This is a genomic window from Sulfitobacter sp. SK012, assembly GCF_003352085.1.
Classification (GTDB): Bacteria; Pseudomonadota; Alphaproteobacteria; order Rhodobacterales; family Rhodobacteraceae; genus Sulfitobacter.
On the sequence record NZ_CP025804.1, the window covers coordinates 2,328,872 to 2,355,104 of the forward strand.

General features: G+C 54.9%; 25 protein-coding genes. 10 read left to right on the top strand and 15 right to left on the bottom strand.

Annotated elements, in window-relative coordinates; all coding sequences use genetic code 11:
* Positions 1-154: 154 nt before the first annotated feature.
* From C1J03_RS11410 to C1J03_RS11440, 7 genes are all read left to right on the top strand, one after another.
* Complete coding sequence (locus C1J03_RS11410; RefSeq protein ID WP_114886570.1) at positions 155-1,159, top strand: GlxA family transcriptional regulator; 1,005 nt, start codon at positions 155-157, stop codon at positions 1,157-1,159.
* Between the two features lie 140 nt (positions 1,160-1,299).
* Positions 1,300-2,493, top strand: a complete 1,194-nt coding sequence (locus C1J03_RS11415; protein ID WP_114886572.1) for an ABC transporter substrate-binding protein — start codon at positions 1,300-1,302, stop codon at positions 2,491-2,493.
* Positions 2,494-2,582: 89 nt separating this feature from the next.
* On the top strand, positions 2,583-3,365 hold the full coding sequence (locus C1J03_RS11420) for an ABC transporter ATP-binding protein (RefSeq protein ID WP_114888971.1): 783 nt from the start codon (positions 2,583-2,585) through the stop codon (positions 3,363-3,365).
* The gene (locus tag C1J03_RS11425) at positions 3,362-4,180 is read left to right on the top strand and encodes an ABC transporter ATP-binding protein (RefSeq protein ID WP_114886574.1); all 819 of its coding nucleotides are present in this window, start codon (positions 3,362-3,364) and stop codon (positions 4,178-4,180) included. Before C1J03_RS11420 ends, C1J03_RS11425 begins: the two co-directional genes overlap by 4 nt.
* A 4-nt stretch (positions 4,181-4,184) precedes the next feature.
* A complete protein-coding gene (locus C1J03_RS11430; RefSeq protein WP_114886576.1) occupies positions 4,185-4,586 on the top strand; it encodes a hypothetical protein in 402 nt (133 codons plus the stop codon).
* The gene (locus tag C1J03_RS11435; protein ID WP_114886578.1) at positions 4,586-5,596 is read left to right on the top strand and encodes a branched-chain amino acid ABC transporter permease; all 1,011 of its coding nucleotides are present in this window, start codon (positions 4,586-4,588) and stop codon (positions 5,594-5,596) included. The genes C1J03_RS11430 and C1J03_RS11435 overlap by 1 nt, the downstream gene beginning before the upstream one ends.
* Complete coding sequence (locus tag C1J03_RS11440; RefSeq protein ID WP_114886579.1) at positions 5,593-6,897, top strand: branched-chain amino acid ABC transporter permease; 1,305 nt, start codon at positions 5,593-5,595, stop codon at positions 6,895-6,897. Before C1J03_RS11435 ends, C1J03_RS11440 begins: the two co-directional genes overlap by 4 nt.
* A gap of 81 nt (positions 6,898-6,978) precedes the next feature.
* Here the strand turns inward: C1J03_RS11440 and C1J03_RS11445 are convergent, their stop codons facing one another.
* Entirely contained in the window at positions 6,979-8,562 is a 1,584-nt protein-coding gene (locus C1J03_RS11445; protein ID WP_114886580.1) for a helicase HerA-like domain-containing protein, read from the bottom strand.
* 452 nt (positions 8,563-9,014) lie between these two features.
* Between C1J03_RS11445 and C1J03_RS11450 the strand changes: the two genes are divergently transcribed.
* The gene (locus C1J03_RS11450; RefSeq protein ID WP_114888972.1) at positions 9,015-9,623 is read left to right on the top strand and encodes an invasion associated locus B family protein; all 609 of its coding nucleotides are present in this window, start codon (positions 9,015-9,017) and stop codon (positions 9,621-9,623) included.
* 62 nt (positions 9,624-9,685) lie between these two features.
* On the opposite strand, the gene C1J03_RS11455 is transcribed toward C1J03_RS11450, so the two are convergent.
* From C1J03_RS11455 to C1J03_RS11470, 4 genes are read right to left on the bottom strand one after another with little or no spacing between them, the layout of a single operon-like run.
* Positions 9,686-10,894 (bottom strand): beta-ketoacyl-[acyl-carrier-protein] synthase family protein, encoded by a 1,209-nt coding sequence (locus C1J03_RS11455; RefSeq protein WP_114886582.1) that lies wholly within the window; start codon positions 10,892-10,894, stop codon positions 9,686-9,688.
* A 4-nt stretch (positions 10,895-10,898) separates the two neighbouring features.
* The gene (locus tag C1J03_RS11460) at positions 10,899-11,156 is read right to left on the bottom strand and encodes an acyl carrier protein (RefSeq protein ID WP_114886584.1); all 258 of its coding nucleotides are present in this window, start codon (positions 11,154-11,156) and stop codon (positions 10,899-10,901) included.
* Positions 11,157-11,196: 40 nt separating this feature from the next.
* Positions 11,197-12,288 carry a UDP-3-O-(3-hydroxymyristoyl)glucosamine N-acyltransferase gene (gene lpxD, locus C1J03_RS11465; protein ID WP_114886586.1) on the bottom strand — a complete coding sequence of 364 codons (1,092 nt, stop codon included), beginning with the start codon at positions 12,286-12,288 and terminating at the stop codon, positions 11,197-11,199.
* 32 nt (positions 12,289-12,320) lie between these two features.
* Positions 12,321-13,922: a L,D-transpeptidase family protein gene (locus tag C1J03_RS11470; protein WP_441351137.1), complete on the bottom strand. Its 1,602-nt coding sequence runs from the start codon at positions 13,920-13,922 to the stop codon at positions 12,321-12,323.
* A 321-nt stretch (positions 13,923-14,243) separates the two neighbouring features.
* Between C1J03_RS11470 and C1J03_RS11475 the strand changes: the two genes are divergently transcribed.
* Positions 14,244-14,813, top strand: coding sequence for a YcbK family protein (locus C1J03_RS11475; RefSeq protein WP_114886588.1), 570 nt, complete (start codon positions 14,244-14,246; stop codon positions 14,811-14,813).
* A gap of 63 nt (positions 14,814-14,876) precedes the next feature.
* On the opposite strand, the gene hpaH is transcribed toward C1J03_RS11475, so the two are convergent.
* The 6 genes from hpaH to C1J03_RS11505 are packed head-to-tail and all read right to left on the bottom strand — an operon-like array spanning position 14,877 to position 20,845.
* Entirely contained in the window at positions 14,877-15,677 is an 801-nt protein-coding gene (hpaH, locus tag C1J03_RS11480) for a 2-oxo-hept-4-ene-1,7-dioate hydratase (protein ID WP_114886590.1), read from the bottom strand.
* A complete protein-coding gene (locus tag C1J03_RS11485; protein ID WP_114886592.1) occupies positions 15,674-16,522 on the bottom strand; it encodes a fumarylacetoacetate hydrolase family protein in 849 nt (282 codons plus the stop codon). Before C1J03_RS11485 ends, hpaH begins: the two co-directional genes overlap by 4 nt.
* Positions 16,523-17,920, bottom strand: a complete 1,398-nt coding sequence (locus tag C1J03_RS11490) for a pyridoxal phosphate-dependent decarboxylase family protein (RefSeq protein WP_114886594.1) — start codon at positions 17,918-17,920, stop codon at positions 16,523-16,525. It abuts the gene before it with no gap.
* Positions 17,921-17,939: 19 nt separating this feature from the next.
* Positions 17,940-18,923 carry a 3,4-dihydroxyphenylacetate 2,3-dioxygenase gene (hpaD, locus tag C1J03_RS11495; protein WP_114886596.1) on the bottom strand — a complete coding sequence of 328 codons (984 nt, stop codon included), beginning with the start codon at positions 18,921-18,923 and terminating at the stop codon, positions 17,940-17,942.
* A gap of 27 nt (positions 18,924-18,950) precedes the next feature.
* Complete coding sequence (hpaE, locus tag C1J03_RS11500) at positions 18,951-20,459, bottom strand: 5-carboxymethyl-2-hydroxymuconate semialdehyde dehydrogenase (protein ID WP_114886598.1); 1,509 nt, start codon at positions 20,457-20,459, stop codon at positions 18,951-18,953.
* Complete coding sequence (locus C1J03_RS11505) at positions 20,456-20,845, bottom strand: 5-carboxymethyl-2-hydroxymuconate Delta-isomerase (RefSeq protein ID WP_114886600.1); 390 nt, start codon at positions 20,843-20,845, stop codon at positions 20,456-20,458. Before C1J03_RS11505 ends, hpaE begins: the two co-directional genes overlap by 4 nt.
* A gap of 53 nt (positions 20,846-20,898) precedes the next feature.
* On the opposite strand from C1J03_RS11505, the gene C1J03_RS11510 reads away from it, so the two are divergent.
* Positions 20,899-21,399: a MarR family transcriptional regulator gene (locus tag C1J03_RS11510; RefSeq protein ID WP_368073929.1), complete on the top strand. Its 501-nt coding sequence runs from the start codon at positions 20,899-20,901 to the stop codon at positions 21,397-21,399.
* On the opposite strand, the gene C1J03_RS11515 is transcribed toward C1J03_RS11510, so the two are convergent.
* The 4 genes from C1J03_RS11515 to C1J03_RS11530 are packed head-to-tail and all read right to left on the bottom strand — an operon-like array spanning position 21,388 to position 26,191.
* Complete coding sequence (locus C1J03_RS11515; RefSeq protein ID WP_114886601.1) at positions 21,388-22,617, bottom strand: Tm-1-like ATP-binding domain-containing protein; 1,230 nt, start codon at positions 22,615-22,617, stop codon at positions 21,388-21,390. The two genes, C1J03_RS11510 and C1J03_RS11515, sit on opposite strands and share 12 nt — an antisense overlap.
* Before the next feature lie 14 nt (positions 22,618-22,631).
* On the bottom strand, positions 22,632-24,116 hold the full coding sequence (locus C1J03_RS11520) for an aldehyde dehydrogenase (protein WP_114886603.1): 1,485 nt from the start codon (positions 24,114-24,116) through the stop codon (positions 22,632-22,634).
* Between the two features lie 5 nt (positions 24,117-24,121).
* Positions 24,122-25,639, bottom strand: coding sequence for a tripartite tricarboxylate transporter permease (locus C1J03_RS11525; RefSeq protein ID WP_114886605.1), 1,518 nt, complete (start codon positions 25,637-25,639; stop codon positions 24,122-24,124).
* 12 nt (positions 25,640-25,651) lie between these two features.
* Positions 25,652-26,191: a tripartite tricarboxylate transporter TctB family protein gene (locus C1J03_RS11530; RefSeq protein ID WP_114886607.1), complete on the bottom strand. Its 540-nt coding sequence runs from the start codon at positions 26,189-26,191 to the stop codon at positions 25,652-25,654.
* Positions 26,192-26,233: the final 42 nt, after the last annotated feature.

Consider the following 26,233-nt stretch of genomic DNA (forward strand, 5'->3'; position numbering starts at 1 on the left):
CACATAAGAATTTCTCTATACAAAACGACCGCGGGAGTGGCCATATCCCAATTTGACCCTCTTGACCTGCACGAGACGTCGTGAGCAAGGTTTCCATGACGATGTGCCACAATTGGCATGAATAATTTGCCTTCCAAATACTGGACCTGCCGCGATGCATACCCCGCTGACCGCCACCCGTTTACCTCAGGACACCGACAAACCCTGTCGTTTTGTATTTGTCCTGTTGGATAATTTCAGCCTGCTGGCCTTCTCAACTGCACTGGAAAGCCTACGAGTGGCGAACCGCATGGCGGGCCGCACTGTCTATAGCTGGACAATTATCGGCGAAGGTGGCGCATCAATCAGTTGTTCGGCCGGCACCAGTTTTCAGCTCGATAGCGATTTGGTCGACATGGGGCGTGATGACCGTTTGCTGGTATGCGGCGGTATCGACATTCAGGCCTCGACCACCAAAAAGCTGTTGGGTTGGCTGCGCCGCGAGTCGCGCAAAGGTTTGATGGTTGGCGGATTATGCACAGCCGCTTACACGCTGGCTAAAGCCGGGTTACTTGATGGGCGCAGAGCGACGATCCACTGGGAAAATCAGGACAGTTTTGCAGAGGAATTCGAAGATGTGAACCTCACCAAATCGGTCTTTGTGGTTGATAACAACCGGGTTACGACGGCCGGCGGCACATCCTCCATTGATCTGATGCTCAAACTGATTGCAGATGATTTGGGCGAAGACCTGGCCAATTCGGTTGCGGATCAGTTGATCTATTCCTCGATCCGCACCGATCAGGACACTCAGCGGCTGAGTGTGCCGACCCGTATTGGGGTGCGCCATCCCAAATTAAGCCAAGTCATCCAGATGATGGAAAGCAACATCGAAGAAACGATAAGCCCGTCGATCTTGGCGCGTGATGTCGGCATGTCGACCCGCCAGCTAGAACGGCTGTTTCGGCGTTATCTGAACCGAAGCCCTAAGCGTTATTATATGGAGCTGCGCCTCCAAAAAGCCCGCAACCTGCTCATGCAAACTGATATGAGCGTGATCAACGTCGCGTTGGCCTGCGGATTTGCCTCGCCGTCCCATTTTTCCAAATGCTACCGGGCACATTACGACACGACGCCCTACCGCGAACGCGGCAGTCACGCGACCCGGTTGTCGATCTAGGTCACCAGATCAGGATCGATCCGCGTTGGGGTATCATCGTTTCCGGTAAGCCATAGCACTGACGGCAAAATAACTTTTCTTTTCCCGATCACCCTCGTAGGCTCTGCGTCGAACAGGTTGTTCCAACAAGGGAGATACACATGAAAAAGTTGCTTATGGCCACAACGGCTGCAGCGCTGATGACCACACCCGCCTTTGCGGATGGTCACGCTAAAGAAGTGAAACTGGGCGTCGAATTCGGCTACACTGGTCCAATTGAATCGCTGACAGGTCCAATGTCTGCGGGCGCGGAAATGGCGATGAAAGAAGTCACCGACAGCGGCTTGCTGCTGGATGGTGCGACCGTCACGTCAATCCGTGCGGATTCAGGCTGTATTGATAACGGTCTGGCCGTGTCGAACGCAGAACGTCTGATTGCTGAAGGCATTAACGGCCTGATCGGTGCGGATTGCTCTGGTGTGACCGGCGCTGTTTTGCAGAACGTTGCGATCCCAAATGGCATGGTGATGATTTCGCCATCCGCCACGTCGCCTGGTCTGTCCACGATGGATGACAAAGGCTTGTTTTTCCGCACATCCCCTTCGGACGCGCGTGAAGGTCAGGTTATGGCAGAAATCCTGCAAGAGCGCGGCGTTAAATCTATCGCTCTGACCTATACCAACAACGACTACGGCAAAGGTTTGGCAGATGCGATCCAAACATCGTTCGAAGCTGCTGGTGGCGTAGTAACAATCGTTGCAGCGCATGAAGACGGCAAAGCGGACTACTCTGCTGAAGTTGGTGCGCTGGCATCTGCTGGTGGTGATCTGCTGGTTGTTGCCGGCTACCTTGACCAAGGTGGTGCTGGCATCATTAAAGGTGCGCTTGACGCTGGTGCATGGGATGTGTTCGGTCTGCCAGGCGGCATGATCGGTGAAAACCTGCCCGCAACAATCGGCCCGGACCTGAACGGTTCTTATGGTCAGATTGCAGGATCGGAAGGTACTGGCATCGACACGTTTATTGCAATGGCCGAAGCAGCAGGTTTTGATGGCACGTCGCCGTTTACGCCTGAATCTTATGACGCTGCAGCGCTCTTCTTGCTGGCGATGCAGGCGGCAGGCTCCATGGATCCAGCGGAATACGGCCCCAAGATCACTGAAGTTGCAAACGCTCCGGGTGAAAAGATCTATCCAGGTGAGTTGGCCAAGGCGCTTGAGCTGATCAAGGCCGGTACAGACGTCGACTATGTTGGCGCCTCAGCGGTTGAGCTGATTGGACCGGGCGAATCTGCCGGTACATACCGCATGATCGAGATTAAAGACGGCAAGCTTGAAACCATCGGTTTCAAATAAGCCATAGAAACGACAGGAGCAGCCCGGTTTTTCCGGGCTGTTTCAATACATTATAAGGCGCACCTAAAGCGCTCACGGGGATGGGATATATGATCGTCGTTGACGATTTACACAAACACTTCGGTGGTTTTCATGCCGTCGACGGCGCAAGTATGTCGATCGAAAAGGGCTCGATTACGGGTCTTATTGGTCCTAATGGCGCGGGAAAAACCACCCTTTTCAATGTGATCGCGGGCGTTCTTCAACCGACACAGGGTCGTGTGTACATGGACGGCGAGGATATTACTGGCCTGCCGCCTCATGATCTCTTTCACAAAGGCCTGCTGCGGACGTTTCAGATCGCGCATGAATTCCACTCAATGACCTGCCGCGAGAACCTGATGATGGTACCGGGTGGGCAATCAGGCGAAAAACTGTGGAACACATGGTTTGGCCGCAAACGCATCGCAGACGAAGAACGCGCGCTGCGTTCAAAGGCCGATGAAGTGCTGGAATTTCTGACAGTTGAACATTTAGCGGATAACAAGGCGGGCCAAATCTCGGGCGGGCAAAAAAAGCTGCTGGAGCTGGGTCGCACGATGATGGTCGATGCCAAGATCGTATTTCTTGACGAGGTTGGCGCAGGTGTGAACCGGACCCTTCTGAATACAATTGGCGACGCGATCATCCGACTGAACCAAGAACGTGGATATACCTTTGTGGTGATTGAGCACGACATGGATTTTATCGGGCGTCTCTGTGACCCGGTGATTTGCATGGCGGAAGGCCGCGTGTTGGCTCAAGGCACATTGGCCGAGATCAAAGCGAACGAGCAGGTCATCGAAGCATACCTTGGTACTGGTCTGAAAAATAAGGATAAAGTTGACGCATGAGCGATGCATACAGCGACCGTGGCAACAAAGATCGCAGTATCGCGAACCCCAAGGGGATGGGCAGCCTGTTGCCGCACGCCTCTGGTGAAACCAGCCCTGCCCCCGGCGGCCCATTCTTGATCGGTGAAGCGATGACCGGCGGTTATGGCAAGGGCCCTGACATCCTGCATGACTGTACGATTGCTGTCGATAAAGGCGAGATCGCTGTGATCGTTGGCCCGAACGGCGCGGGTAAATCCACAGCGATGAAAGCCGTTTTTGGAATGCTCGATGTGCGTTCCGGCCATATAAAGCTGGACGGAGAGGACATCACCGAACTGTCCCCCCAAGACCGTGTCGCGCGGGGTATGGGCTTTGTGCCGCAGACGTCAAACATCTTTACGTCCCTGACCGTTGAAGAAAACCTCGAGATGGGCGCGTTCATCCGTCGCGATGATTTTCGCGATACGATGGCGCAAGTGTACGACCTGTTCCCGATCCTCAAGGACAAGCGAAACCAAGCGGCAGGAGAGCTTTCGGGCGGTCAACGCCAGCAAGTTGCCGTGGGTCGAGCGCTAATGACCCAACCCAAAGTCCTGATGCTGGATGAGCCGACCGCAGGCGTCAGCCCCATCGTGATGGATGAACTATTTGACCGCATCATCGAGGTTGCGCGCACCGGTATCCCCATCCTGATGGTAGAACAGAACGCCCGCCAAGCACTTGAAATCGCCGATAAGGGCTATGTCTTGGTGCAAGGAGCGAATGCGTTTACTGGGACGGGCAAGGAATTGCTGGCTGACCCTGAAGTCCGCAAATCGTTTTTGGGGGGCTGAGGGTATGAATTTCACCCTTGCTTTGCTTCTCTTGGTCGTTGCGACCCAAACACAGGCATCACAAGACTACCTCTGCCCGTCAACTGAAAGCTGTCAGACCGAAACAAATTGTAAACCTCATGTCGTTCACAGCATTTTGTCTATCGAGGCCAACCTTAATTTACTATCTTTTGGAAGTGCGACGTACCCACGCGACACTTGTGCAAGCTATGAGATGCAACCTAATTCCGGCATCACCAAATACATCGGATTGGGTGGAGCAAAGGATGCAGTAGGTGCCCAGAGTTTTGTCCTATTTCAAAACATGGAATTTATTTTGACAAGTGCGGTTCAAGTCGAAGTCGGGGGCAAAGAGAAAGCCGTCGGACTATTGGTTTGGGGCGTATGCGAAAGGGCTGTTAGCTAATGGATTTTCTCAACGCAATCGTCGCCCTTGCGAATTACGTCCTGATCCCCGGTATCGCCTATGGCGCGCAGTTGGCCCTTGGTGCCCTTGGGGTCACGCTGGTTTACGGCATCCTGCGGTTCTCGAATTTTGCCCACGGCGACACCATGGCATTTGGCACGATGATCGTGGTGCTGCTGACGTGGTGGATGCAGTCCATCGGCATCAGTTTGGGGCCCCTGCCGACAGCACTTTTGGCCCTGCCCTTTGGCATCCTTGGTGCGATTGCTTTGCTGTTGATCACGGATAGGTTGGTTTACCGGTTCTACCGCGAACAAAAGGCCAAGCCGGTCATTTTGGTGATCGTGTCCATGGGCGTGATGTTTATCATGAACGGCATCGTGCGGTTTATCATCGGACCGGATGATCAAAACTTTGCTGATGGCGAACGCTTCATCATTTCTGCGCGCGATTTCAAGACGCTAACGGGCCTTGATGAAGGCCTTTCCATTCGTACAACGCAAGTGATCACCGTTGTAACGGCCGTTGTTGTTGTGGCCGTTTTGTTCTGGTTTTTGAATAAAACGCGGTCAGGAAAATCGATGCGCGCCTACTCTGACAACGAGGATCTGGCGCTGCTGTCGGGCATCAACCCTGAGCGCGTGGTGATGATCACATGGATGATCGTGGCCGCCCTCGCGACGATTGCGGGCGTGCTGTATGGGTTGGATAAATCCTTTAAGCCATTCACTTATTTCCAGCTGTTGCTTCCGATTTTTGCAAGTGCTGTTGTTGGCGGTATCGGCAGCCCTTTGGGTGCTATTGCGGGTGGTTTTGTGATCGCATTCTCCGAGGTCACAATCACCTACGCTTGGAAAAAAGTGCTGGTCTATATGATGCCCGATAGCCTTGATCCGTCGGGCCTCGTGCAGTTGATGTCCACGGATTATAAATTCGCCGTCAGTTTTGTGATCTTGCTGATCGTGTTGTTGTTCAAACCCACCGGGCTATTCAAGGGGCAGTCAACATGAGCTCTACAGCCAGAAATACGCTGATGTTTGTGGGGATGTTCGCGTTGATCATCGGGGCCGGTCTTGTGCAGGGCTGGAACAACGCGATGTTAATTTTCAACATGGGGCTGATTTCAGCGATCATGGCGTTGGGCGTGAACCTGCAATGGGGGTTTGCCGGCTTGTTTAATGTTGGTGTGATGGGGTTTGTCGCACTTGGCGGCCTTGCCGCGGTACTGGTGTCTATGCCCCCCACAACCCAAGCGTGGTCTGATGGCGGCGGTGGTGTATTGGTGTCGCTGCTGCTGGGCGCTGCGACGATCTTTGCCGCGGCGATGGTGCGGAGCCGGATGCCAGCGGGCCGGATACGTAATCTGGCGCTGTTATTTCTGTTGGTCGGCGGATTCTTCGTGTTTCGCTCCCTCTTTGATCCACAAGTCCAGGCCATCGAAGCAGTGAACCCTGCACAGACGGGCTACCTTGGGGGTCTTGGTCTGCCTATCGTTTTGGCATGGCCCGTGGGCGGGCTATTTGCCGCTGGTGCAGCTTGGTTGATTGGCAAAGCCGCACTTGGTTTGCGGTCGGACTATCTGGCGATTGCGACCCTTGGCATTGCGGAGATCATTATTTCGATCCTCAAAAACGAGGATTGGTTGACCCGTGGGGTTAAGAACGTTGTGGGTGTGCCGCGCCCGGTTCCATATGAAATCGATTTGCAAAGCTCGGCTGCCTTTGTTGAGCGCGCGGCAAGTTTTGGGCTCGACCCTGTTGAAGGCTCAACCCTTTGGGTCAAGTTCCTTTATGGGCTGCTGTTCGCGGCTGTCTTGTTGATTTTGATCTGGCTCAGCCAGCGGGCGCTCAATTCACCTTGGGGCCGCATGCTTCGGGCCATCCGTGATAACGAAGTCGCCGCCGAGGCCATGGGCAAAGACGTCACGCGCCGCCATTTACAGGTTTTCATTCTTGGATCGGCTGTCTGCGGAATTGCCGGCGCGATGATGACAACCCTTGATGGCCAAATGACGCCCGGTACTTACCAGCCGCTGCGCTTTACGTTTCTGATCTGGGTGATGGTGATTGTTGGTGGTTCGGGCAATAATTTTGGCGCGATCTTGGGCGGCTTTCTGATCTGGTTCTTGTGGGTCGAAGTAGAGCCGATTGGGTTGTTCATAATGAACGTGATCACCTCCGGGATGGAAGACGGATCTGCACTAAAAACGCATCTCATCGGGTCCGCAGCTCATATGCGGCTGATGACAATGGGGTTGATCATGATCTTAGTACTCAGGTTTAGCCCGCGCGGATTGATCCCGGAAAAGTAAGCCAGAAAAAGGGCCTCATCCAGAATTTCGGATGAGGCCCTAATGGTTTAGACAGGAAGTTTGAGCGGCTCAAATATCCGTTCAGCGCCCTTTGAAAAGCCCCCCCAAGATGCCGCGCACAATGCGGCGGCCCGTGGTGCCTTTGAGTTCTTTGATCACGACCTGCGCAATTGCGCCGCCGATGCCAGTATCGTTGCTTTGGCGCGTCGATGTCTTGCGTTTACGTGTCGAGGTGGTTTCTTCTTTTGGGCTGTATCGCCGTGCATTCTTGAAGTCGCGCAAAGAAGGAGCGTTTTTCTCTGCTTCCGCCGCGGCCTCGGCTTTTGCAATGGCGTCTTCGGCCTCTTGCGCTTCTTGTGCTGCTGCCGCCGCGCGATCGCGCAACATTTCAAATGCGCTCTCTCGGTCAAGCGGTGTGTCGTATTTACCTGCCATCGGCGAGCGCGCCATCAACGATTTGCGCATGGCCTCATCGATGGGCCCAAGTTGTGAGGACGGAGGCCGGATCAGGGTCCGTTCCACCACGCCTGGCACACCTTTGGGTTGGAGCATCGACGTCACCGCCTCGCCGACACCGACTTCGCGGATCGCTTCTTCGGTGCTGAAGTTGGGGTTGGAGCGGTAGGTTTGCGACGCCATCCGCAGCTCTTTTTGGTCCTTGGCGGTAAATGCCCGCAAAGCATGCTGGATGCGGTTGCCAAGCTGGCCCAAGATATCTTCTGGGACATCCGCTGGATTCTGCGAGATGAAATAAACGCCTACGCCCTTTGAGCGGATTAGGCGGGCAACTTGCTCCACCTTGTCAACAAGCGCCTTGGGGGCGTCGTCAAACAACAAATGCGCTTCGTCAAAGAAAAAGACCAGCTTGGGTTTTTCAGGATCGCCCACTTCGGGGAGCTCCTCAAAAAGCTCGCTCAGCAGCCACAACAAGAACGTAGCATAAAGTTTTGGCGCGCCCATCAGCTGATCTGACGCGAGTATATTGATCATCCCGCGCCCGTCTTCATCCGTGCGCATCAAGTCGGTGAGCGCCAATGCAGGTTCGCCAAATAGCTGTGTCGCCCCTTGGTTTTCGAGCACCAAAAGACGCCGCTGAATGGCACCAATAGAAGCAGACGAAACATTGCCGTAGCGCAGCGATAGGTCGCTGGCGTGTTCGCCAATCCAGACCAGCAGCGACTGCAGATCCTTTAGATCCAACAGTGGCAACCCGTCTTCATCAGCGAGGCGGAAAGCGATGTTCAAGATACCTTCCTGAGCATCGGTCAGGTCCAATAAGCGGGCCAACAGCAGCGGCCCCATTTCTGAAACCGTTGTGCGGACTGGGTGGCCCTTCTTGCCGAACATATCCCAAAACGCGACGGGAAAGGCATTGTAGCTGAAATCTTCAAACCCGATGGTCTCAGAGCGTTTGGTGAAAGCACCGTGCAGTTTGTGATCTGCGCTGCCTGCAACAGCCAGTCCCGACAGGTCACCTTTGACGTCTGACAAAAACACCGGGACCCCAGCATCCGAGAACCCTTCAGCCAAGATTTGCAGCGTGACGGTTTTGCCCGTGCCAGTCGCGCCGGCGATCATCCCGTGCCGGTTTGCGTATTTGAGGCTGAGAAACTGCTGTTCGCCGTAGGCTTTGCCACCGCCGCCAATAAAAATATCCGATGTCACTTAGTGCTCCTTCGCTGATGCGCGCTGGCTGCGCAAGTCGCGGAGCAGAGTGCAGTTGGAGCATACAAACTTAACTTTTCTACGCCATAGTCAAATTGTTCCGGGCCGCAGTGTCCATTTGGCCCTGAACGCTTCCTCCCTGTCCGACTGGCCGCGCCTTCGGGCGCGGTCTTTTTTCGTAACCCTCTATTTTTAAATGTTTATTTTGCAGTTTTTTGCTGACACATAATTTTAGTTGACCCGTGCGCGAGGCTTTACTACCTTACGGCCAATAAGTCGGCACAGTTCGACGGGGAGAAGTAATCTAAATAAAAGAGGGTGCATTGCGCCCTCTTTTTTCATGGGAACGCCCTCGGCAGCATCTCAAATTTTTGCGTTTGATCGCTGCATGCCCCCTGACATCCCCGGACGTGCATGTTAAAAGTAATCGACGCATTTATACTGGATTGATCATGTTCAAACTTATGTCCGCTCTACCGCTTTGTGCGGCCCTTGCCCTTGCTGCTCCTGTGGCCTTTGCCCAAGAGACAACCACCGCAGAAACGGATGCTCCAGCAGAGCCTACCGTCGATGATTTGCTAAGCATTGCTGACGATACAGAATCTGAAGTCGGAAAGCCTTACACCAAAGAGGTCATTGGCGGCTGGGAGATGCGCTGCATCAAGAACCCAGATGCGGAAGACCCCTGCCAGATGTACCAGTTGCTCAGTGATGACGAAGGTGTACCTGTTGCCGAGATTTCGATATTCCGTTTGCCCGAAGGCAGCCGTGCCATTGCTGGCGCTACCGTAATCGTGCCGCTTGAGACGGCGCTGGCAAAGCAACTGACCATCATCATCGATGGTGCCAAGGCGCGGCGCTACCCGTTCGCATTTTGCAATCCAGTGGGCTGCTATGTCCGCATGGGTCTGACCGCCGAAGATGTCGCCGCCTTCAAACGCGGCAATGGCGCAATCATGTCGATTGTGCCGGCGTTGGCACCTGATCAGACGGTGGAGCTTAAGTTGTCGTTGGACGGATTTACTGCAGGCTACGACAAGGTCTCGACGATCGTACAATAAAGCGCATTTGGTTGTGTAATCAGGCCGCGACCCTTTCTTGGGTGGCGGCTTTTTTGTGGCCATCAAACGTTGCGCAGGGCAATCACCGCATTCATACCGCCAAACGCAAACGCATTGCTGAGCGCCACATCGACCTTGGCCTCGCGCGCCTCATTTGGAACGACATCCAACGCACATTCTGGGTCAGGTTCCTGATAGCCAATGGTGGGGGCGACCACCCCATCGCGAAGCGCCATGATACATGCCAAGAGCTCCACCGCCCCGGTGCCACCAATCAAATGGCCGTGCATTGATTTGGTCGAACTGATCATCAGCCGGTCCGCATGGGGCCCAAAGACATCCGCCACAGCAGCACATTCGGTCTTGTCATTGGCCGCAGTTCCGGTCCCGTGAGCATTGATATAGCCAACCTCGTCGCGATTGATACCAGCATCCGTCAGCGCGCCCGACATGGCCCGCGCGGCGCCAGATTTCGACGGCATCACGATGTCGGAGGCATCCGAGGACATCGCAAAACCCGCGACCTCGCACAAGATATCGGCACCGCGTGCACAGGCGTGCTCATATTCCTCAAAGACAAATACGCCAGCCCCCTCGCCCTGAACCATACCGTTGCGGTTGGCTGAAAACGGACGGCACGCATCACGGCTCATCACGCGCAACCCTTCCCAGGCTTTGACACCGCCAAAGCACAGCATCGATTCAGATCCGCCCGTGACCATCGCGGGGGCCATGCCAGAGCGCACCATTGAGAACGCCTGCGCCATAGCATGATTGGACGACGCGCAGGCCGTCGACACGGTAAAGGATGGGCCCTTGAGGTTCCATTCCATACTCACGTGACTGGCGGCGGCATTGTTCATCAGTTTGGGCACCACAAAAGGATGCACCCGGTTTTTGCCTTCTTCATAGACAGCGCGGTAGTTGTCATCCCACGTGCTGACGCCGCCGCCCGCAGTGCCCAGCACCACGCCGGAGCGTGCAGAAACCTCGCCCGAAAACACAATGCCAGATTGCTCAATCGCTTCCTTAGCAGCAGCGAGCGTAAACTGAGTATAGCGGTCATACAGCGAGATTTGCTGGCGGTTGTACCGCCCCTCAGCCTCAAATCCGCGGACCTGCCCCCCAATTTGGATCGACAAGCGATCAACATCGCGAAATTCAAGCTGGCCAATGCCGCAAACGCCATTCTTCATCGCAGCCATGGTATCCGCGACGGAATGCCCCAGCGCGTTGATCGTGCCTGCGCCAGTGATCACAACGCGCTTCATCAACCTAGCTCTGCTCGGACTTCAGGCGCTCAATGCCCGCGATGATTGTCGCAACAGAGGTGATATCAAAATCCGATTCCTGTGGTGCGTTTGCGTTGAACGGCACTGTAATGTCGAAGGCCTCTTCAATTGCAAAGATGCTTTCCACCAGCCCAAGACTGTCGATGCCCAAGCTTTCAAGCGTACTGTCCAGTTGGACATCCGTAGGCTCCAACACGGCCTGTTCGGCGATGATGGAGATGACCTGATCTTTGATGCTCATGGCGTTAAATCCTCACCTCATGGCAGCAGTTGTAGATCACCTAATCATCCTTGTCAGATTTGAAAACCACCTTCTGCAGCGCTGTAATGTCGCGCAGGAGCCGCGGCAGGCGGCGGATGGACTTGTACATTTCAACCTGTTTATCCATTTGCGTTGCAGGATAGCCAAGCATGGTACGGCCTGCGGGGACATTGGTCATGAGCTTGGTGCCGCCTCCCGCAATCACGCCATCACCAACAAATATGTTGTCGCTAACGCCGCATTGCCCACCCAGCACAACGTTGTCACCAATCACAGCTGAGCCCGCGATGCCAACTTGCCCACAGATCAGACAATTGCGCCCGATGACAACATTATGACCCAAGTGCACAAGGTTATCGATCTTGGTATTATCGCCGATGGCGGTGTTGCGGATCGTTCCACAATCGATGGTAACGTTCATGGCAACTTCGACATCATCGCCGATTGTCACCGCGCCAAGCGAATGGATACGCGTCCAAGGTTGCGCTTTAGCATCCCCCTGATCCCCCAGCGTTTTGCGTGCCTCTTCAACACCCGATGGCTCTGCCGTGGTAAAGGAAAACCCATCTCCGCCAATGCGGGCACCCGGTTGCGCAACAAAACGCGCACCAATGACAACACGCGCACCGATGCTGACATGCTCGCGCAAATACGCCCCCTCGCCCACAGTCGCATCCCAGCCGACAAAACACTGCGGCCCGATCACGGAGCCTGCGCCGATATGCGCACCCTTGCTGATTACGGCGAGCGGTCCGACTGATACGCCTTCGCCCAGCACGGCTTGGGGGTCGACAAAAGCTGTGGGGTGAATGCCCGATTCATACCCCTGCCCGCGATCCATCAATGCTGTGAGCCCGGCCATTGCAAAGCGAGGCCGTGGGGCTATGATTGCGGCCTTGAGGCCCAAGGCCTGCCAATCGGCACCTTCCCAAAGCATCGCAGCAACGGCACTGCCCTTTGACAGCGCATCAGCATATTTTGGGTTCATCGCAAGAGCCAGATCATCGGGCGTTGCATGGGCTGGTTCTGCAGCGCCGCGCACAACGATACCAGTGTCACCAACCGCAGTGGCACCCAAAGCCGATGAGATATCTTTGATCGTGTGATGCATGACGAGGCTCCCGAAAAAAGGTCGGGTCAGACCTAACCTTGAACGCCGCTCAACGCTACCCCTGCCTTTTGGAGCGCACCCCAGATCAATGCGTCACGGCCATAGATGTCGCGGCGGTAATTTACCTCGCCACGCGCATCGGTAAAGGCCGTGCGGTAGATAATGTGCACAGGCACTGGCTGCTCAAGGATTACGCGCACCTCTTTGCCACCGCGTAGCTTGGACTGGAACAGACCTTCGGGGTCGTCAGTTTGTTTTGCCAGCAGCGTATAAGCAAAGTCGAATGGATCATTCAGGCGTACGCACCCATGGCTGAATGCCCTAACTTCACGCGAAAACAGCTTCTTGGCTGGGGTGTCATGCAGGTAAATGTTGTATTTGTTTGGAAACATGAATTTCACCAAACCCAACGCGTTGCCACGGCTCGGAGGCTGGCGCATGGAATATGGGAAATTCCGCGCATTGTAGTTGTTAAAATTGACCGAACCGCGGTTAATCTGACGGCCGTTGCGGTCCGTAATAATCAGATGGCTGGCAGCACCTGCATTGCGCTGCATTGCGGGTAGATATTCCTTGGTCACAATCGAGCGTGGGACGTACCAGCTTGGGTTAATGACCATAAACTCCATTACATCGGAAAACTCGGGCGTTTTGCGATCTGAACTGCCCGCGCCGATCACAGAACGGGTCTGAAACGTTATGCGCCCATCATCAATGACCTTGGCGGTAAAATCCGGTAGGTTGACCAAGATGTGGCGGTCACCGCGATCTGTGTTGAACCACCGCTCACGTTCCATGGCAACAACAACCGATTGCAGACGCTTGGCAATGCCTTTGTTGATTTCTTTCAAGGTTCCAGGTCCTGCGACACCGTCAGCCTCAAGCCCGTGATCTGTCTGAAACTGCTGGACTGCTGCGCGCATGGTGACATCAAAAGCCTGCGCGTTAGAGCGGCGCAGATATCCCATTTTCATCAAGCGATTGCGCAGCTGAACAACTGCATTGCCTGTTTGGCCCGGCTCGAGTTTGCTGGATTTCACCACAGGACCCCAGCCCCCGTTCCGCGCAAGCGCTTCAAGCGCCAGTTTTTGCTTCATCAGCGCGTTATATTCCATCGTCCGCGGCGCAAGGCCGCGCAGATAACTGGCAGGCTGAGCCTGAACAAAACCTGACAGCGTTTCGGTGCGGTTGCGGGACGGAACTTCGCGCACAATGCCGCTGTCGATTTGAGACGGGATCAGCGCGCCCGTTTGTACGTCGCGGGCATATTTCAAAAACACGCGCGTCATTTCGACTTCAACCAACCCCTGATCGCGGGCCGTGCGGGCATTTGCCAGCTTGGCTTGAAGCGTGAGGTGATCGTAGCGCGCAGTTGGCAAACCGTGGCTTGCAGCACCACGCAAGGCCGTTATCAAAGCAGCCCGGCGGGTGCGATGCTCTTCGCTATCTTCCGTCCAAATTCCGGTAAACCCTTGGCCGCGGTAGAATGCTGCAATATCCGCGTCTTGAGATGCTGCTTCAGCAACGGCTTGCTTAAACGCTGTTACTTGCGCGCGCCCTTGCGACGGCGCACTCAGCGTTGAGATGGTCAGCCCAACAACAAGCAACATCGGTATCAGGCGGCGCCGGGTCATCATCAATGAAGTCCTTCATTAAGCTAGGAGCGAATATACAACGTTTCTGCAGGGTTGCGCGGGGACGTGTCCATTCACAATTGCGCAATCTCAAAAAGACGAGGTGATGGTGGTGCGCAAATGGCACCGGCTGCATAAAAATTGCACAGCGTATTCTCACAACTTGCGCAACAATTCGCCTAAAAGTGGTGGTAAATAGCTGCTGCGAAATTCAGTTCTTGGTTAAGGATTCGGGCTATGCAATACCTAAGTTGCATCTGGGGATGAGATGAAGTGCCCGTGTAACATCACGGGTACGATAGGCAGACGACGGGACAGAACATGGCAGAAAACAATGGCTCGGGTTTTACCCGACGCGCGCTTTTGGGCGCATTTGCGGCAACAACTCTCACGGCAGCTCCGACATTCTCCAATGCAGCAGGCTTTTTGCGCGGCGCAGGCGATATCCGCCGCATCCGCATGTATTCGGGCCGCACGGGTGAGCGGATCGACATGATCTACTGGATCGAAGGTCAGTACATCAAAGACGCCGTCAAGGAAGTGAACTATTTCATGCGCGACTGGCGGACAGATGGGGTTAAATCCATTGATCTGCGCACGGTCGATATCATGGCCGCCTCACATAATCTTTTGAACGCGAGCGAACCCTACATGCTCCTTTCGGGATACCGCAGCCCTAAAACCAACGCGATGTTGCGCTCACGCTCTCGCGGAGTTGCGAAAAACTCCCTGCATATGCGCGGACAAGCCGCTGATCTGCGCTTAGGGACGCGGTCGGTTGGCCAAATCTACAAAGCTGCAGCTGCGTGTCGCGGTGGTGGTGTCGGGCGTTATTCAGGTTCCAACTTCGTGCACATGGATTGTGGCGTCGTACGTACCTGGGGCAGATAATCACCCTGCCCTTGTCTGTCTGTCGACGAAAGCGCCTTTGGGCGCTTTTTTCACGCGCAAATTTTAGTCAAATCTAATTTGAACTTCACCGAAGCTGGCGAAATCGACGGAGATATCGGTACCGCTGGGGCATTCAACCGGTCGGATAAAGCTGCCTGACAGGATAATTTGACCTGCAGCGATGCTTTGCCCGTATTGCGCCATCCTCCGCGCAAGCCAGACCACGCTTTCCACAGGATCATTCAGAACTCCGGCACCCAAACCGGTTTCTTCAACCTCACCGTTACGGCTTGCGATGGCACCGACCCACCGTAAATCATGTGTATCTACCGCATGATGAGCTGATCCCAGAACCACGCCAGCATTGGCGGCGTTGTCGCTGATGGTATCGAAGACGTTGCGGGTTTTGCCGGTCTGAGCGTCAGCCCGCAAAATGCGCGTATCCAGAATTTCGATCGACGGGACCACATAGTCAGTCGCAGCCAGTACAGCTTGGCGTGTTACATCCGCGCCCCCGATATCAGATTTCATAACAAACGCGATTTCGGCTTCAATGCGGGGCTGAATAAATCGACCCTTAGGAATGGTCGCCCCTGTTTCAAACAGCATGTTGTCAAACAAAATGCCGCTATCGGGAATGTCGATGTTCAACGCATATTGCATCGCTTTTGAGGTAAGGCCGATCTTCCAGCCGATGATCTTGCGGCCCTGATCCAATTTTTGCGCACAGATCGATTTTTGCACGGCATAGGCGTCATCCATCGTGATGTCTGGATACTTCGACGACAACAGACCAATCTGACGGTTTGTTGCTTCGGCGTTCAGTAATTCGCCGGCGGCGCGTGCGTGCTCGTCAGGTGTCATGCCTCGTCCTTCACCCCGTTGCGCAGGGTGCCGATGCCGCCAACTTCAACTTCGACCACATCACCGGGTTTCAGATAGCGCGGCGGATCGAACCGCGCGCCAGCTCCGGTTGGTGTGCCCGTCACAATAATATCGCCCGGCTGCAACGTCATGAACGTCGAGATATAGGCGATTTCCTCGCGAATGGGGAACATCATGCGGTCCAATGTATCATCTTGACGGACCTCACCATTCACCCGGGTGATGATCCGGGCATCGTCGAGCTGTGCTGCGTCCTTGAACGGCACCAGCCACGGGCCCATGGAACCTGAGTTGTCCCAGTTCTTGCCTTGGGTCACGTTGAACTTGGCGTGGCGGACCCAATCGCGGATCGTGCCTTCGTTACAGATGGTGAGTGCGGCGATATGATCATACGCGTCGTCTTGCGCAATGCGCCGGCCTGTCTTGCCGATGACAATCGCTACTTCACCTTCATAATCCAATGTGTGGTTTTCTGGGGGGCGAACAAGTGGTTGAGCATGGCCCGTGAACCCACTGATAAAGCGCGGAAAAAGAGACATGTGTTTGGGTTGATCTGTGCCGTCTTTGTACTCCGCATTGCGGTCTGGAAAATTCACGCCAACGCATAGAATACGCGGCGCATTAGGCAACGGCACCTCAAAGGTGACATCGCGGTGGGTTATGTCTTTGCCCTCTGCGGCCTGTTCCAGGTCACTCAAACCACCTGCCCGGATCACGTCCAAAAGCGTCGGCCATTGCGGGAAATGCGGGCTAAGGGCAATCATACCGCCGTCTGTGGCCGCGCCATAAAAGGTACCCTCGGGGGTGGTATAGGTGGAAAACATCTAGAACTCCTTGGCGACGTCGATCAACACATCATAAGCGAAATCAATGTCGGCTTTTGTGACGTCAAATTGGCCGATGGAAAAGCGAATGGCGATGTCGCCAGCGACCCGCGTCTGGGTCACATAGATGCGGCCATCGTCGTTAAGGCGGTTCACAAATGCGATTTGTGCGGCGTCATCATGTCCACACAGACGGAAGGAGAACAGCGACAATACCGGATCAGTCACTAGCTCAAAAGCGTCACTTTGATCCAACTTCTGCGCAAGTTCTCCGGCCCATTCTACGTGATTGCGCAACCGCGTCCGCAACCCTTCAAGGCCGTAACTGCGCATCAGGAACCACAGCTTGAGCGCCCTAAAACGGCGACCAAGCGGAACGGTCCACTCAGAGTAGTTGATAATCCCATCTGTGCCGTGGGTTTTGAGGTATTCAGGCTGGATCGCCAGCGTTCTGACAAGGCTTTCGGGATCAGCAATGAAATGCGCCGAGCAATCAAACTGCGCGCCCAGCCATTTATGCGGATTAAAGACGACGCTATCTGCGCCCTCGACGCCCTTCCACAGATCGCGGAATTCCGGCACCAACATCCCAGCCCCCGCCCATGCAGCATCAACATGGGTATAAAGGTCTTCGTCTTTGGCTATGGCGACCACGGCAGCAATATCGTCGCAAGACCCCGTTGAGGTGCCCCCGGTGCACGCAATGATCCCTGCAGGCAGATGCCCCGCGGACCGATCGGCTTGAATGGCCGCGCGCAAGGCAGCGGGATCCATGCCACGCAACGGCCCCTTTACCGGAATTCGCACCAAGTTATCTTCGCCAATGCCCGAAACCCAAATGGCGCGGTCGATACTGGTATGAACCTCGGTGCTGCAGTAAATTCGCAGGCGCGGTTGACCAGACAGGCCTTCGCGATTGCCCTTCCAATTCAACGCGCGCTCTCGCATCGTTAGCACAGCAGCCAATGTGGCGGATGACGCGGAATCCTGTATCACACCCGAAAAATGTGTGGGAAGACCAATGGCTTGCCGCAACCAGTCAAGCATGACGGTTTCCATCTCGGTCGCTGCCGGAGACGTTTGCCAAAGCATGCATTGTGCCGCGATCGTGGACACCAACATCTCTGCCAAGATCGAAGGTGGTGCCGCGTTGGCCGGGAAATACGCAAAAAAGCGCGGGTGCTGCCAATGGGTAATGCCCGGCATCACGATCCGCTCAAAATCAGAAAGGATCGTTTCCATCGCTTCGGGACCCTCGGGGGGGACCTGATCAAGTTGCGCTGCAATATCACCAGGACGAGTTTGCGCGCGCACAGGGCGATCCCGCAAGGTCCGGTGATAATCAGCGGCCCAATCCGAGATATGCTTGCCCCAATGGGCGAATTCATCCCAATCCATCTGTTACGGTCTTTCTATGCTATGGCGCGATGATCGGACTTGCGGCGATCTGGCTTTTTTTAGGCTTAACGCCCACGAATTCGGTCCCATGTTCAAACCAACTGCGCGGTGCAGCAGCTCCCCAAAGGGTCTGGCGTTGCGGGTCCTGAAGATCCCACTTGATCGCCTCATGGTCAGGATCGAGTGTTTGGTAGTCTGAGCAGTAAATCTCAATTCGGTGACCATCAGGGTCAAGAATATACAAAAAGAAAGCGTTGGAAATACCGTGCCGTCCGGGGCCGCGTTCGATGTTTTTGACATAGCCCGTGGTCGCCATGAGGTCCAACAAATCAATTATATTCAACGGGGTCGGCACCCAAAATGCCAAATGGTGCATGCGCGGGCCAGTGCCGTTGGTAAAGGCCATATCATGCACGCCACCTTTGCGGTGCATCCATGCCGCCCAGAGTTTTTTGCTATCCTCGTCTTCGGTGTATTCGGTGACGCGGAACCCAAAGTCACTGTAGAATTCCACCGACGCATCCACGTCATTTGAAAACACATTAAAGTGGTCGATCCGCAGAGGTTTAACCCCACGGTAAAGCGCATATTTCTGATGGATCGGTTCAAGTCGGTCCATTTTATGATAAAATTCCAGCGGGATACCCATGTTGTCGGACGTCAGCAGTGTACGACCTTGATAAGGCCGCTCGACCCATGACGTTGGGCGCCCTTTGCCCTGAAAATAGGTCTCAGCACGGTCCAGATCGGCATCATCGAAAGTTTTGAAACCCATGACTTCGACGGTGCCGGGCTGATCAGATTGTTGCAAGATCACACAGTGATGCCCACGTTCCTCCATGGCGCGCAAATAGATGTGACTGACGCTTTCATCGGTGACTTGCATGCCAAGCGTGTCGACATAAAACTGACGCGAGGCGTTCAGGTCCGACACGTTCAGGCAAACATGGCTTAACCGGATGGTATTGAAATCAGGGTATTTATTTGGTGTTGGAATTGGCATCGGTCTCTCCTGTACTTGAACGTGAGGCTATTTTCCCAGCTGCATGATCTTGTGCTGACCGGTGGCAAAGCCGATGTGTTTTTGTTCCATGTAGAACTCAAAGGACCAGTCGCCGCCGTCACGGCCAATGCCGCTGGATTTGACCCCACCAAAGGGCGTCGGCAGGTGACGTACGTTCTCAGAGTTGACCCAAATCATCCCGGCTTCAAGCTTGTCAGTAAAACGCAACGCGCGGGTCAGATCATTGGTCCAGACATAGGCAGTCAGGCCGTAGTCGATGTCATTTGCGATCTCGAGCGCTTCTTCTTCGGTGCTAAAAGGGATCGAGGTCAGCACCGGGCCAAAGATCTCTTCTTGGGCAATGCGCATCTGATTGTTTGCATCTGTAAACAATGTTGGGCGGACAAAGAAACCAGCGTCGCCGACAGTCACGCCACCAGCGGCAACCGTGGCACCGTCTTGTTTAGCGATGTCAAAATAGCTCGCGACCTTATCGTAATGTTCTTGGCTGATCAGTGGGCCGATTTCTGTAGCCGGATCAAGCGGATGTCCGACCTTGATGTTGTTAACCCGTGCAATCAGCTTCTCCTCGAACTCTGCGCGGATGGTGTCTTGGACCAACAGACGCGAGGAGGACGTGCAACGTTCGCCGTTGATCGAGTAAATCATAAAGATCGCTGCATCCAGCGCACGGTCCAGATCGCTGTCGTCAAAGACAATAACTGGGTTTTTACCACCCAACTCCAGATGCATGCGCTTGAGGGTGTCGGCACCCTGTTTGGTGATGGTAGAGCCTGTGCGGCTTTCTCCAACAAACGCGATGGCCTTGATGGCCTTATGCTCGGTCAGCGCTTTGCCCGCGCCTTCACCAAAGCCGTTGACTGTGTTCAGCACGCCGGGCGGCAATCCAGCTTCTTCGGCGATCTCGACCAGCAAACGGGCGCTCAGCGGTGATGCTTCGGCAGGTTTGTGCACAACAGTACATCCAGAGGCGAGCGCTGGCGCGATCTTCCACGTCGAGAGCATGAAAGGCGTGTTCCAAGGCGTGATCACCCCCACAGGGCCAATGGGCAAGCGTGTTGTGATGTTCATGAGAGTGGGCGATTTGATATGCTGTCCATCTCGAGCCTGCACAACCTGATCAGCGAAATAGCGAAAGTTCTCAGCGCCGCGCAATGCGGCCTTTGACATAAAGCGGATCGTCTGGCCGGTGTCCCAACATTCACACAAAGCGATTTCTTCCGCCCGCGCCTCAATGGCTTCGGCAACATCGATCAAGATTTTGCGCCGCTCGATTGCGGGCATGTCGCGCCACGCTGGGAAAGAAGCCGCCGCAGCCATGGCAGCCGCGTCGATGTCTTCTGCGGTGCCGTGAGCCACTTCACAAATCTTGGATTTATCGACAGGCGAGATCGTATCAAACACACCACCCTGCCCCATGACGTCCTTTCCGCCGATGCGGTTGGGAATGCCTGTTTCGCGAAAGCGTTCTAGATAGCCCGATAGCTTGGCAAGGTTTTGGTCCAACGTGCTCATGAATGCGCCTCCAGATGGTCGCGAATGGTCCCGGTTTTAAGAGATAAACCAGGGTCGATATCCCGCATCTCAAGTGAAAGCGCGATGGAATGGGTCTGCATTATCGGGGCAAGATAGTCCTTGGCCGCCTCGAAAATCTTGGCCGTAGCGTCCGCTTTGACGTCGGCTGCGCGGCCTGCCCGAAGGCGGATCGATATGTCGATAAAGCCGTGCTTGGGATCGCCATCCGCAATTGCATAGTGGTCCACCCGAACGGCCCGCACGCGTATGCCCGGCATTGGAAAGGTCTCAAGGTCAGCTGCCGTGGCGCGGATTCTCTCGCACAGACCCGACAGGTCGACGATAGCCTCTAGGTTGCCAGAGTAGTCGATTTGAAAATGTGGCATGGGACATTCCTTACGGCATTATTACTTACCTTGTTAAGTAAATATTACTTGCGATGTCAAGCGATATTCGCCAACACGGACTGACTTCGTTGATCGGACATTACATGGTGACCCAAAAGAAAAATGCGATGCCTCCTACGGCGCGATCCTTGCCCATTGCATTGATCCGCGCCCGTGAAGGTGTGATGCTCCCCATCCGCGACATGCTTGCTGGGACAGGTATATCAGAGCAACAGTGGCGCGTTTTGAGGGTGTTATCTGAGCACGGACCGCAAGATGCGTCTACTCTTGCAGATCGGGCCAGCCTCCTCTTTCCGAGCCTTACACGAATGGCTCAATCGATGCGCAACAACGGGTTGATCACGCAAACCCGCGATGAAGTCGACAAGCGGCGTCAGTTAATTGAAATCACCGCTGCCGGGCAAAAGATCATCGACGACCGTGCCGCGCAGACCGCGCAGATTGTTGTTGGTTTTCAGGCCACGCTGGGCGCGGAAAACTACGAAACATTGCTCGATCTTTTGGCGCTTCTTGATCCGGGATCACCCGACTAAGCCATCCGCACGCCAGCCATCAAACACCTCCAACGCCTTTTCAACAAACGTAGCATCGTTGATGTGGCACCCGATACGGTGCGCCTGCACATTTTGCGGTAGCGCGGCCTCAAGGTCCGTCAAAAACTGCGCCAATGCCTCTGGGTCATGCAGATCAGCACCTTCGCGGTCCCATTCACCAAGGCCGTGTTCTGGCAACAAAAGCACTGTCGGACCTTTGGCCGTAGCCAGTTGTTTTGCATGGGCGTGCGCTACCATCTTGCGCTCGTCTTGGTTTAAAATAACATTCAACAGCAGTCGGTTATGCGGTCTTTGAGGGTGATTATGCCACTTTTCCGGCACGGGTTCCCAACCCACAAGATCGACAAGATCATAGCATCCCGGAGCCACAATCTGCGGCGTGCCACTTAGGCCCGCATTGGTCAGCCGGTCAGGCCCTGCAGAAACGCTTGATCCGTTGATATGATTGCCCAGTTCTTGGGTGCAAAAGTCGAACACGCAGGCAAACATGCCCTGCGCAGCCAGGTTTTCAAACGCGCGCCCGCCCATGCCCGTGGCATGGAAAACGACCACCTCATAGCCGCGCGCCTCAAGTGCTGGCTTTAGCGTGATCATGTATTTCAACGCTGATGTGCCCAGTGACGTCATCCCGATAAGGGGCTTGTTGAATTCAGGTTTGATCACCGCCCGCGCGGCTCCCAAGACAGCCCCCGCCGCTTGACTAAGCGTCGCCTTGCAGACTGAATTCATTCCATAAAGGCCCCCGGCCCAAAGGATCATTTGAACGTCTGCGGCCATCCGTGCCCCTGGCACCAACGGCGAATAGGCAACGGTCGACACAATGTATTTAGGCACACCAAGTGGCAAAGCTGCCGTCACATCCAGCGCAAGATCAGTCCCCATTGTGCCGCCCAGCACGATCATTCCGTCGAATTTTCCTTCGAGGTAGAGCCGCGCCGTCAAAAGCGCGGCCCCCTTCGCCATGATCTGCATCGCAACGTTTTCTTCACCCGAGGCAACGGCCGCAGCGATTGAGCTGCCACCCTCCTCTGCCACATCATGTTTGGAGTAATCTGTGGGCTGGGATGGATCGCCCAAAACGGACACATCCATCGTGATGACGCGGCCGCCCTGGTCGCGGATCACACCTGCCAGAAAACCCAGCTCGTCGTCCTTGGTGTCGTATGTGCCGATCACCAATATGGTTTTATCTGTCATCGCATGCCCCCCTGCTACAGCTTGATCCACGCTGTCTTTAGATTGATATATTTCTCAATTGCATGCAGCGACTTGTCAGACCCATTGCCCGATTGCCCCACGCCGCCCAAAGGCACCGTCCCGTCCGCGCCTCCATAGGTGTTCACATGCATCACGCCCGTCCGTACATCTCGAACCATGCGGTGCGCGCGGCTAAGGTTTGATGTCCAAACTGCACCTGCCAGCCCATAAACGGTTGAGTTTGCGATGTGCACGGCGCCGTCGTCGTCTTCAAACGGGGTCACACCCAACACAGGGCCAAAAACTTCCCTTTGCGCCAATGTCGCATCCTCGGTCACGCCCGTAACAATCGTAGGTTCCATGTAATAGCCGCCGGTGTTTTCCAATATACGCGCGCCGCCAGTGACGATCTTGCCGCCTTCTTTGACCGCAGTGCCTACAAACCCGAGGTTCTGCTTTAGCTGCGCCTCAGAATTTACAGCACCTATCGCTGTAGTCATGTCCAACGGATCACCGACACGCATGTTTTCAGCGGCTTTTGTGACCGCGTCCACAAAGCTGTCGTGAATGGAGGCTTCGACTAGCAACCGTGACCCGGCAACGCACACCTGTCCTGAATTGCGAAAGATGCCTCCCGCCGCGACTTTGGCGGCCTCATCCAGATCGGGCGCATCCGCAAAGATGATGTTTGGGGATTTACCGCCCAATTCCAGATATACGCGTTTCATGTTCGACCGCGCCGCATATTCCATCAGCCGCCGGCCTGTGCTGCCTGATCCTGTAAAGGCCAGAACATCCACGTCCATCGACAGCCCCAGCGCCTCGCCCACAACGGCCCCTTGGCCGGTGACGGCGTTCAAAACGCCAGGCGGCAATCCAGCCTCAAGTGCAAGGTCCGCCATGCGCATCAATGACAAAGATGCCGTTTCAGACGGCTTCAACACCACCGAATTTCCCATCGCCAGCGCGGGGCCCAATTTCCACGCCCCAATCATCAATGGAAAATTCCAAGGTATGATCGCGCCGACAACGCCCACAGGTTCTTTGTGGATCATGCCCAAAATATCAGAAGACGTGGGCGCGATCTCTCCGTAGATCTTATCAAGTGCTTCTGCGTAATAGCGGATTGTTCCAGCCGCGGATCCCGGTTCAGCTTTGATCGCCATGCCGATCTCAGTGCCGTTATCGCGCACCCCCAAAACGGCCAATTCCAAGGCGTTGGCGTCGATCAAATCCGCCCATTTCAACAAGACTTTCTTGCGCGCAGCGGGCGATTGACCGGCCCAACGTTTATCCTCAAATGCCGCGCGCGCTGAAGCAATCGCAGCGTTCATATCCGCGGCCGTGCCCTTTGCGACCTGGGTCAGAACCTGCCCGTCTATCGGGGATAGAATATCCATCATGCCGCCATCAGATGCAGGCACATGTTTGCCCTCAATCAGATGCGAAAAGGCAGCTACTGGTTGCGCCCGAAGCGCTTCAATTTTGCTTTGGTCCATGGGTCCTACCGTGTCTGACTGTCGTGCAAGTCGTGGTCTTCTTCTGGTTGATGCGCGCGATATTCCTTGATCAAGGTGCGGATATGCAGCGCCAAAACCATAAGGATGATCGCAAAGAGAATGAACGAAATCGGACGATCAATCATGTCGAATGGCGTTTTGAGGCGTGGCAACGCAGAGCGCAGTTTGACCTCCATGATCCCGCCTAAAACCATGCCAAGAATGATCGGCACGATTGGCAAGTTAAGCCGCTTCAGAACAAGGCCTAACACCCCGAACCCAGCAGAGATCATGCAATCGGTCAGCGAATTGCGTAGTGAATAAACCCCAACAAATGACAGGATAAGGATCATCACCCCCAAGAACCGCGTCGGCACACGAATGATCTTCGTCAGTAGATTTGTAGAGAATAGCAAGAAGATCATCACGATCACATTGAGCAAGATCAGCGCGAAATAGAGCCCATAGACCAGATCAATGTTGTTCTGGAAAAGCTGCGGACCGGGGATGACGTTGTGCACATAAAACACCGACAACATCATCGCAGTTAGCGCTTCGCCCGGGATACCAAGCGCCAAAAGCGGAATCATTGCGGCGGCAGGCACGGCATTGTTGGCGGCCTCGGATGCGATCAGGCCCTCAGGGGATCCTTTACCAAAAAGCTCAGGGTTCTTGGATGTCTTTTGTGCGTAGGTATAGCTCATGAATTGGGCTGTGAATTCGCCTGTTCCGGGGATCATACCAAGGACCACACCAAAGCTCGCAGCGACCGTAGCCACCCGCTTGTGCTTCATGAGCTCTTTGATGCCCGCTGTCATTTTGCCCGATACGGGTTTTGCATCTGGGCTGGAATCTGGCGCGGTAAGCAAGAAGAACGCTTGGCTAAGCGCAAACAATCCCAGCACCACGACAATCAGGTTAATGCCCGAGCTTAGGAACGAATAGCCGAATGTGTAGCGTTGCGTGTAGGTGACCGCGTCCAAGCCGATCGTCTGGAGGAAAATCCCAAACATCGCCAGCAATCCAGCAGCAAAAATCTGCCCTCGATGGGCGAGAATAACCAGTATAATACCCAGCAATGCGGCAAGAAAGATCTCTCGCGATCCGAACATTGGCGCAATGAGAGCCAGCACCGGCGATAGTAATATCAGACAAACGATGCCAAAAATGCCACCCCAAAACGACGCACTATAGGCGAGCGATACGGCCCTGTGCGCCTCACCTCGTTCTGTCATTGGATAGCCGTCATAGGACGTCAGAGCATTCACCGCCGTCCCTGGTGTGTTGATCAACACCGCCGGGATCGCTCCGCCGTACATCGACGAGCCATAGATACCAAGCAGCATCGTTAGGCCGACAATAGGATCGAGTGAAAAGGTCGCGGGCAGCAAAATCGCAATGGCGACCGCCGGGCCAACGCCGGGGATCGCCCCGATGATAACGCCCCCGATGGACCCCACCAAAAGCGCCAGCATAACATCCCAACGGGCCAACATTTCGGCCCCAGCAATCAGGTTCTCCATGGTTTGGTCCAATCAGAAATAATTCAGCATGATTTGGCGCAACCCGTCTGGAAGCACTTCGTAGATAAGGCCTGAAGGCAAGTTGACCTTCAGCAAGGTCTTAAACAACAGGACGATGATCAGAGCGCTTATCGCCGCGGCACCCAAGACGCGGGCGCTGCGGTACCCGACGCGCAACGCAAGGGCCACAGCAAAGATAACGGTCGTCGGAAGGTATCCGGTATAGGGCACAGCGGCGGCGTAGGCGATGAACCAGCCTGCGTATTCAAAGGCGGAAAACCACATCAACACTTCGCGCCAGCGGCCCTCAATACGTTCGGAAAACAAAGAACCCAACAAGTGCAGCACGGCAAAGAAGGTCATGCCCACAAGAGATACTGCTGGCCAAAACCTTGGCTGAGCAAACAGCTTTGATCCGTTCTTATATGCCGTTTGATCGATCAGTTGAGTGAGCAAAAAGACCGAAAAGATCAGAACAATCCACGCAAAAACAATATCACCGGGTCGGCGGTACCGCCTGAACAAAGATTGAAGCGTTTTGACGCGCGACATGGTGTAGCCCCCGGTATTCTCGGTGCAGAAATGGCCGGGCAA

What these genes read in the sequence shown, in the direction of transcription:
- C1J03_RS11485 (WP_114886592.1), bottom strand. Translation starts at nt 16,522, where the DNA reads ATGTTTTCCACCTATACCACCCCCGAGGGTACCTTTTATGGCGCGGCC.
- C1J03_RS11510 (WP_368073929.1), top strand. Translation starts at nt 20,899, where the DNA reads ATGTCAAGCGATATTCGCCAACACGGACTGACTTCGTTGATCGGACAT.
- C1J03_RS11515 (WP_114886601.1), bottom strand. Translation starts at nt 22,617, where the DNA reads ATGACAGATAAAACCATATTGGTGATCGGCACATACGACACCAAGGAC.
- C1J03_RS11530 (WP_114886607.1), bottom strand. Translation starts at nt 26,191, where the DNA reads ATGTCGCGCGTCAAAACGCTTCAATCTTTGTTCAGGCGGTACCGCCGA.
- C1J03_RS11410 (WP_114886570.1), top strand. Translation starts at nt 155, where the DNA reads ATGCATACCCCGCTGACCGCCACCCGTTTACCTCAGGACACCGACAAA.
- hpaE (WP_114886598.1), bottom strand. Translation starts at nt 20,459, where the DNA reads ATGAGCACGTTGGACCAAAACCTTGCCAAGCTATCGGGCTATCTAGAA.
- hpaH (WP_114886590.1), bottom strand. Translation starts at nt 15,677, where the DNA reads ATGACACCTGACGAGCACGCACGCGCCGCCGGCGAATTACTGAACGCC.
- lpxD (WP_114886586.1), bottom strand. Translation starts at nt 12,288, where the DNA reads ATGCATCACACGATCAAAGATATCTCATCGGCTTTGGGTGCCACTGCG.
- C1J03_RS11525 (WP_114886605.1), bottom strand. Translation starts at nt 25,639, where the DNA reads ATGGAGAACCTGATTGCTGGGGCCGAAATGTTGGCCCGTTGGGATGTT.
- C1J03_RS11435 (WP_114886578.1), top strand. Translation starts at nt 4,586, where the DNA reads ATGGATTTTCTCAACGCAATCGTCGCCCTTGCGAATTACGTCCTGATC.
- C1J03_RS11415 (WP_114886572.1), top strand. Translation starts at nt 1,300, where the DNA reads ATGAAAAAGTTGCTTATGGCCACAACGGCTGCAGCGCTGATGACCACA.
- C1J03_RS11455 (WP_114886582.1), bottom strand. Translation starts at nt 10,894, where the DNA reads ATGAAGCGCGTTGTGATCACTGGCGCAGGCACGATCAACGCGCTGGGG.
- C1J03_RS11460 (WP_114886584.1), bottom strand. Translation starts at nt 11,156, where the DNA reads ATGAGCATCAAAGATCAGGTCATCTCCATCATCGCCGAACAGGCCGTG.
- C1J03_RS11425 (WP_114886574.1), top strand. Translation starts at nt 3,362, where the DNA reads ATGAGCGATGCATACAGCGACCGTGGCAACAAAGATCGCAGTATCGCG.
- C1J03_RS11475 (WP_114886588.1), top strand. Translation starts at nt 14,244, where the DNA reads ATGGCAGAAAACAATGGCTCGGGTTTTACCCGACGCGCGCTTTTGGGC.
- C1J03_RS11450 (WP_114888972.1), top strand. Translation starts at nt 9,015, where the DNA reads ATGTTCAAACTTATGTCCGCTCTACCGCTTTGTGCGGCCCTTGCCCTT.
- hpaD (WP_114886596.1), bottom strand. Translation starts at nt 18,923, where the DNA reads ATGCCAATTCCAACACCAAATAAATACCCTGATTTCAATACCATCCGG.
- C1J03_RS11440 (WP_114886579.1), top strand. Translation starts at nt 5,593, where the DNA reads ATGAGCTCTACAGCCAGAAATACGCTGATGTTTGTGGGGATGTTCGCG.
- C1J03_RS11420 (WP_114888971.1), top strand. Translation starts at nt 2,583, where the DNA reads ATGATCGTCGTTGACGATTTACACAAACACTTCGGTGGTTTTCATGCC.
- C1J03_RS11490 (WP_114886594.1), bottom strand. Translation starts at nt 17,920, where the DNA reads ATGGATTGGGATGAATTCGCCCATTGGGGCAAGCATATCTCGGATTGG.
- C1J03_RS11430 (WP_114886576.1), top strand. Translation starts at nt 4,185, where the DNA reads ATGAATTTCACCCTTGCTTTGCTTCTCTTGGTCGTTGCGACCCAAACA.
- C1J03_RS11470 (WP_441351137.1), bottom strand. Translation starts at nt 13,922, where the DNA reads ATGACCCGGCGCCGCCTGATACCGATGTTGCTTGTTGTTGGGCTGACC.
- C1J03_RS11520 (WP_114886603.1), bottom strand. Translation starts at nt 24,116, where the DNA reads ATGGACCAAAGCAAAATTGAAGCGCTTCGGGCGCAACCAGTAGCTGCC.
- C1J03_RS11505 (WP_114886600.1), bottom strand. Translation starts at nt 20,845, where the DNA reads ATGCCACATTTTCAAATCGACTACTCTGGCAACCTAGAGGCTATCGTC.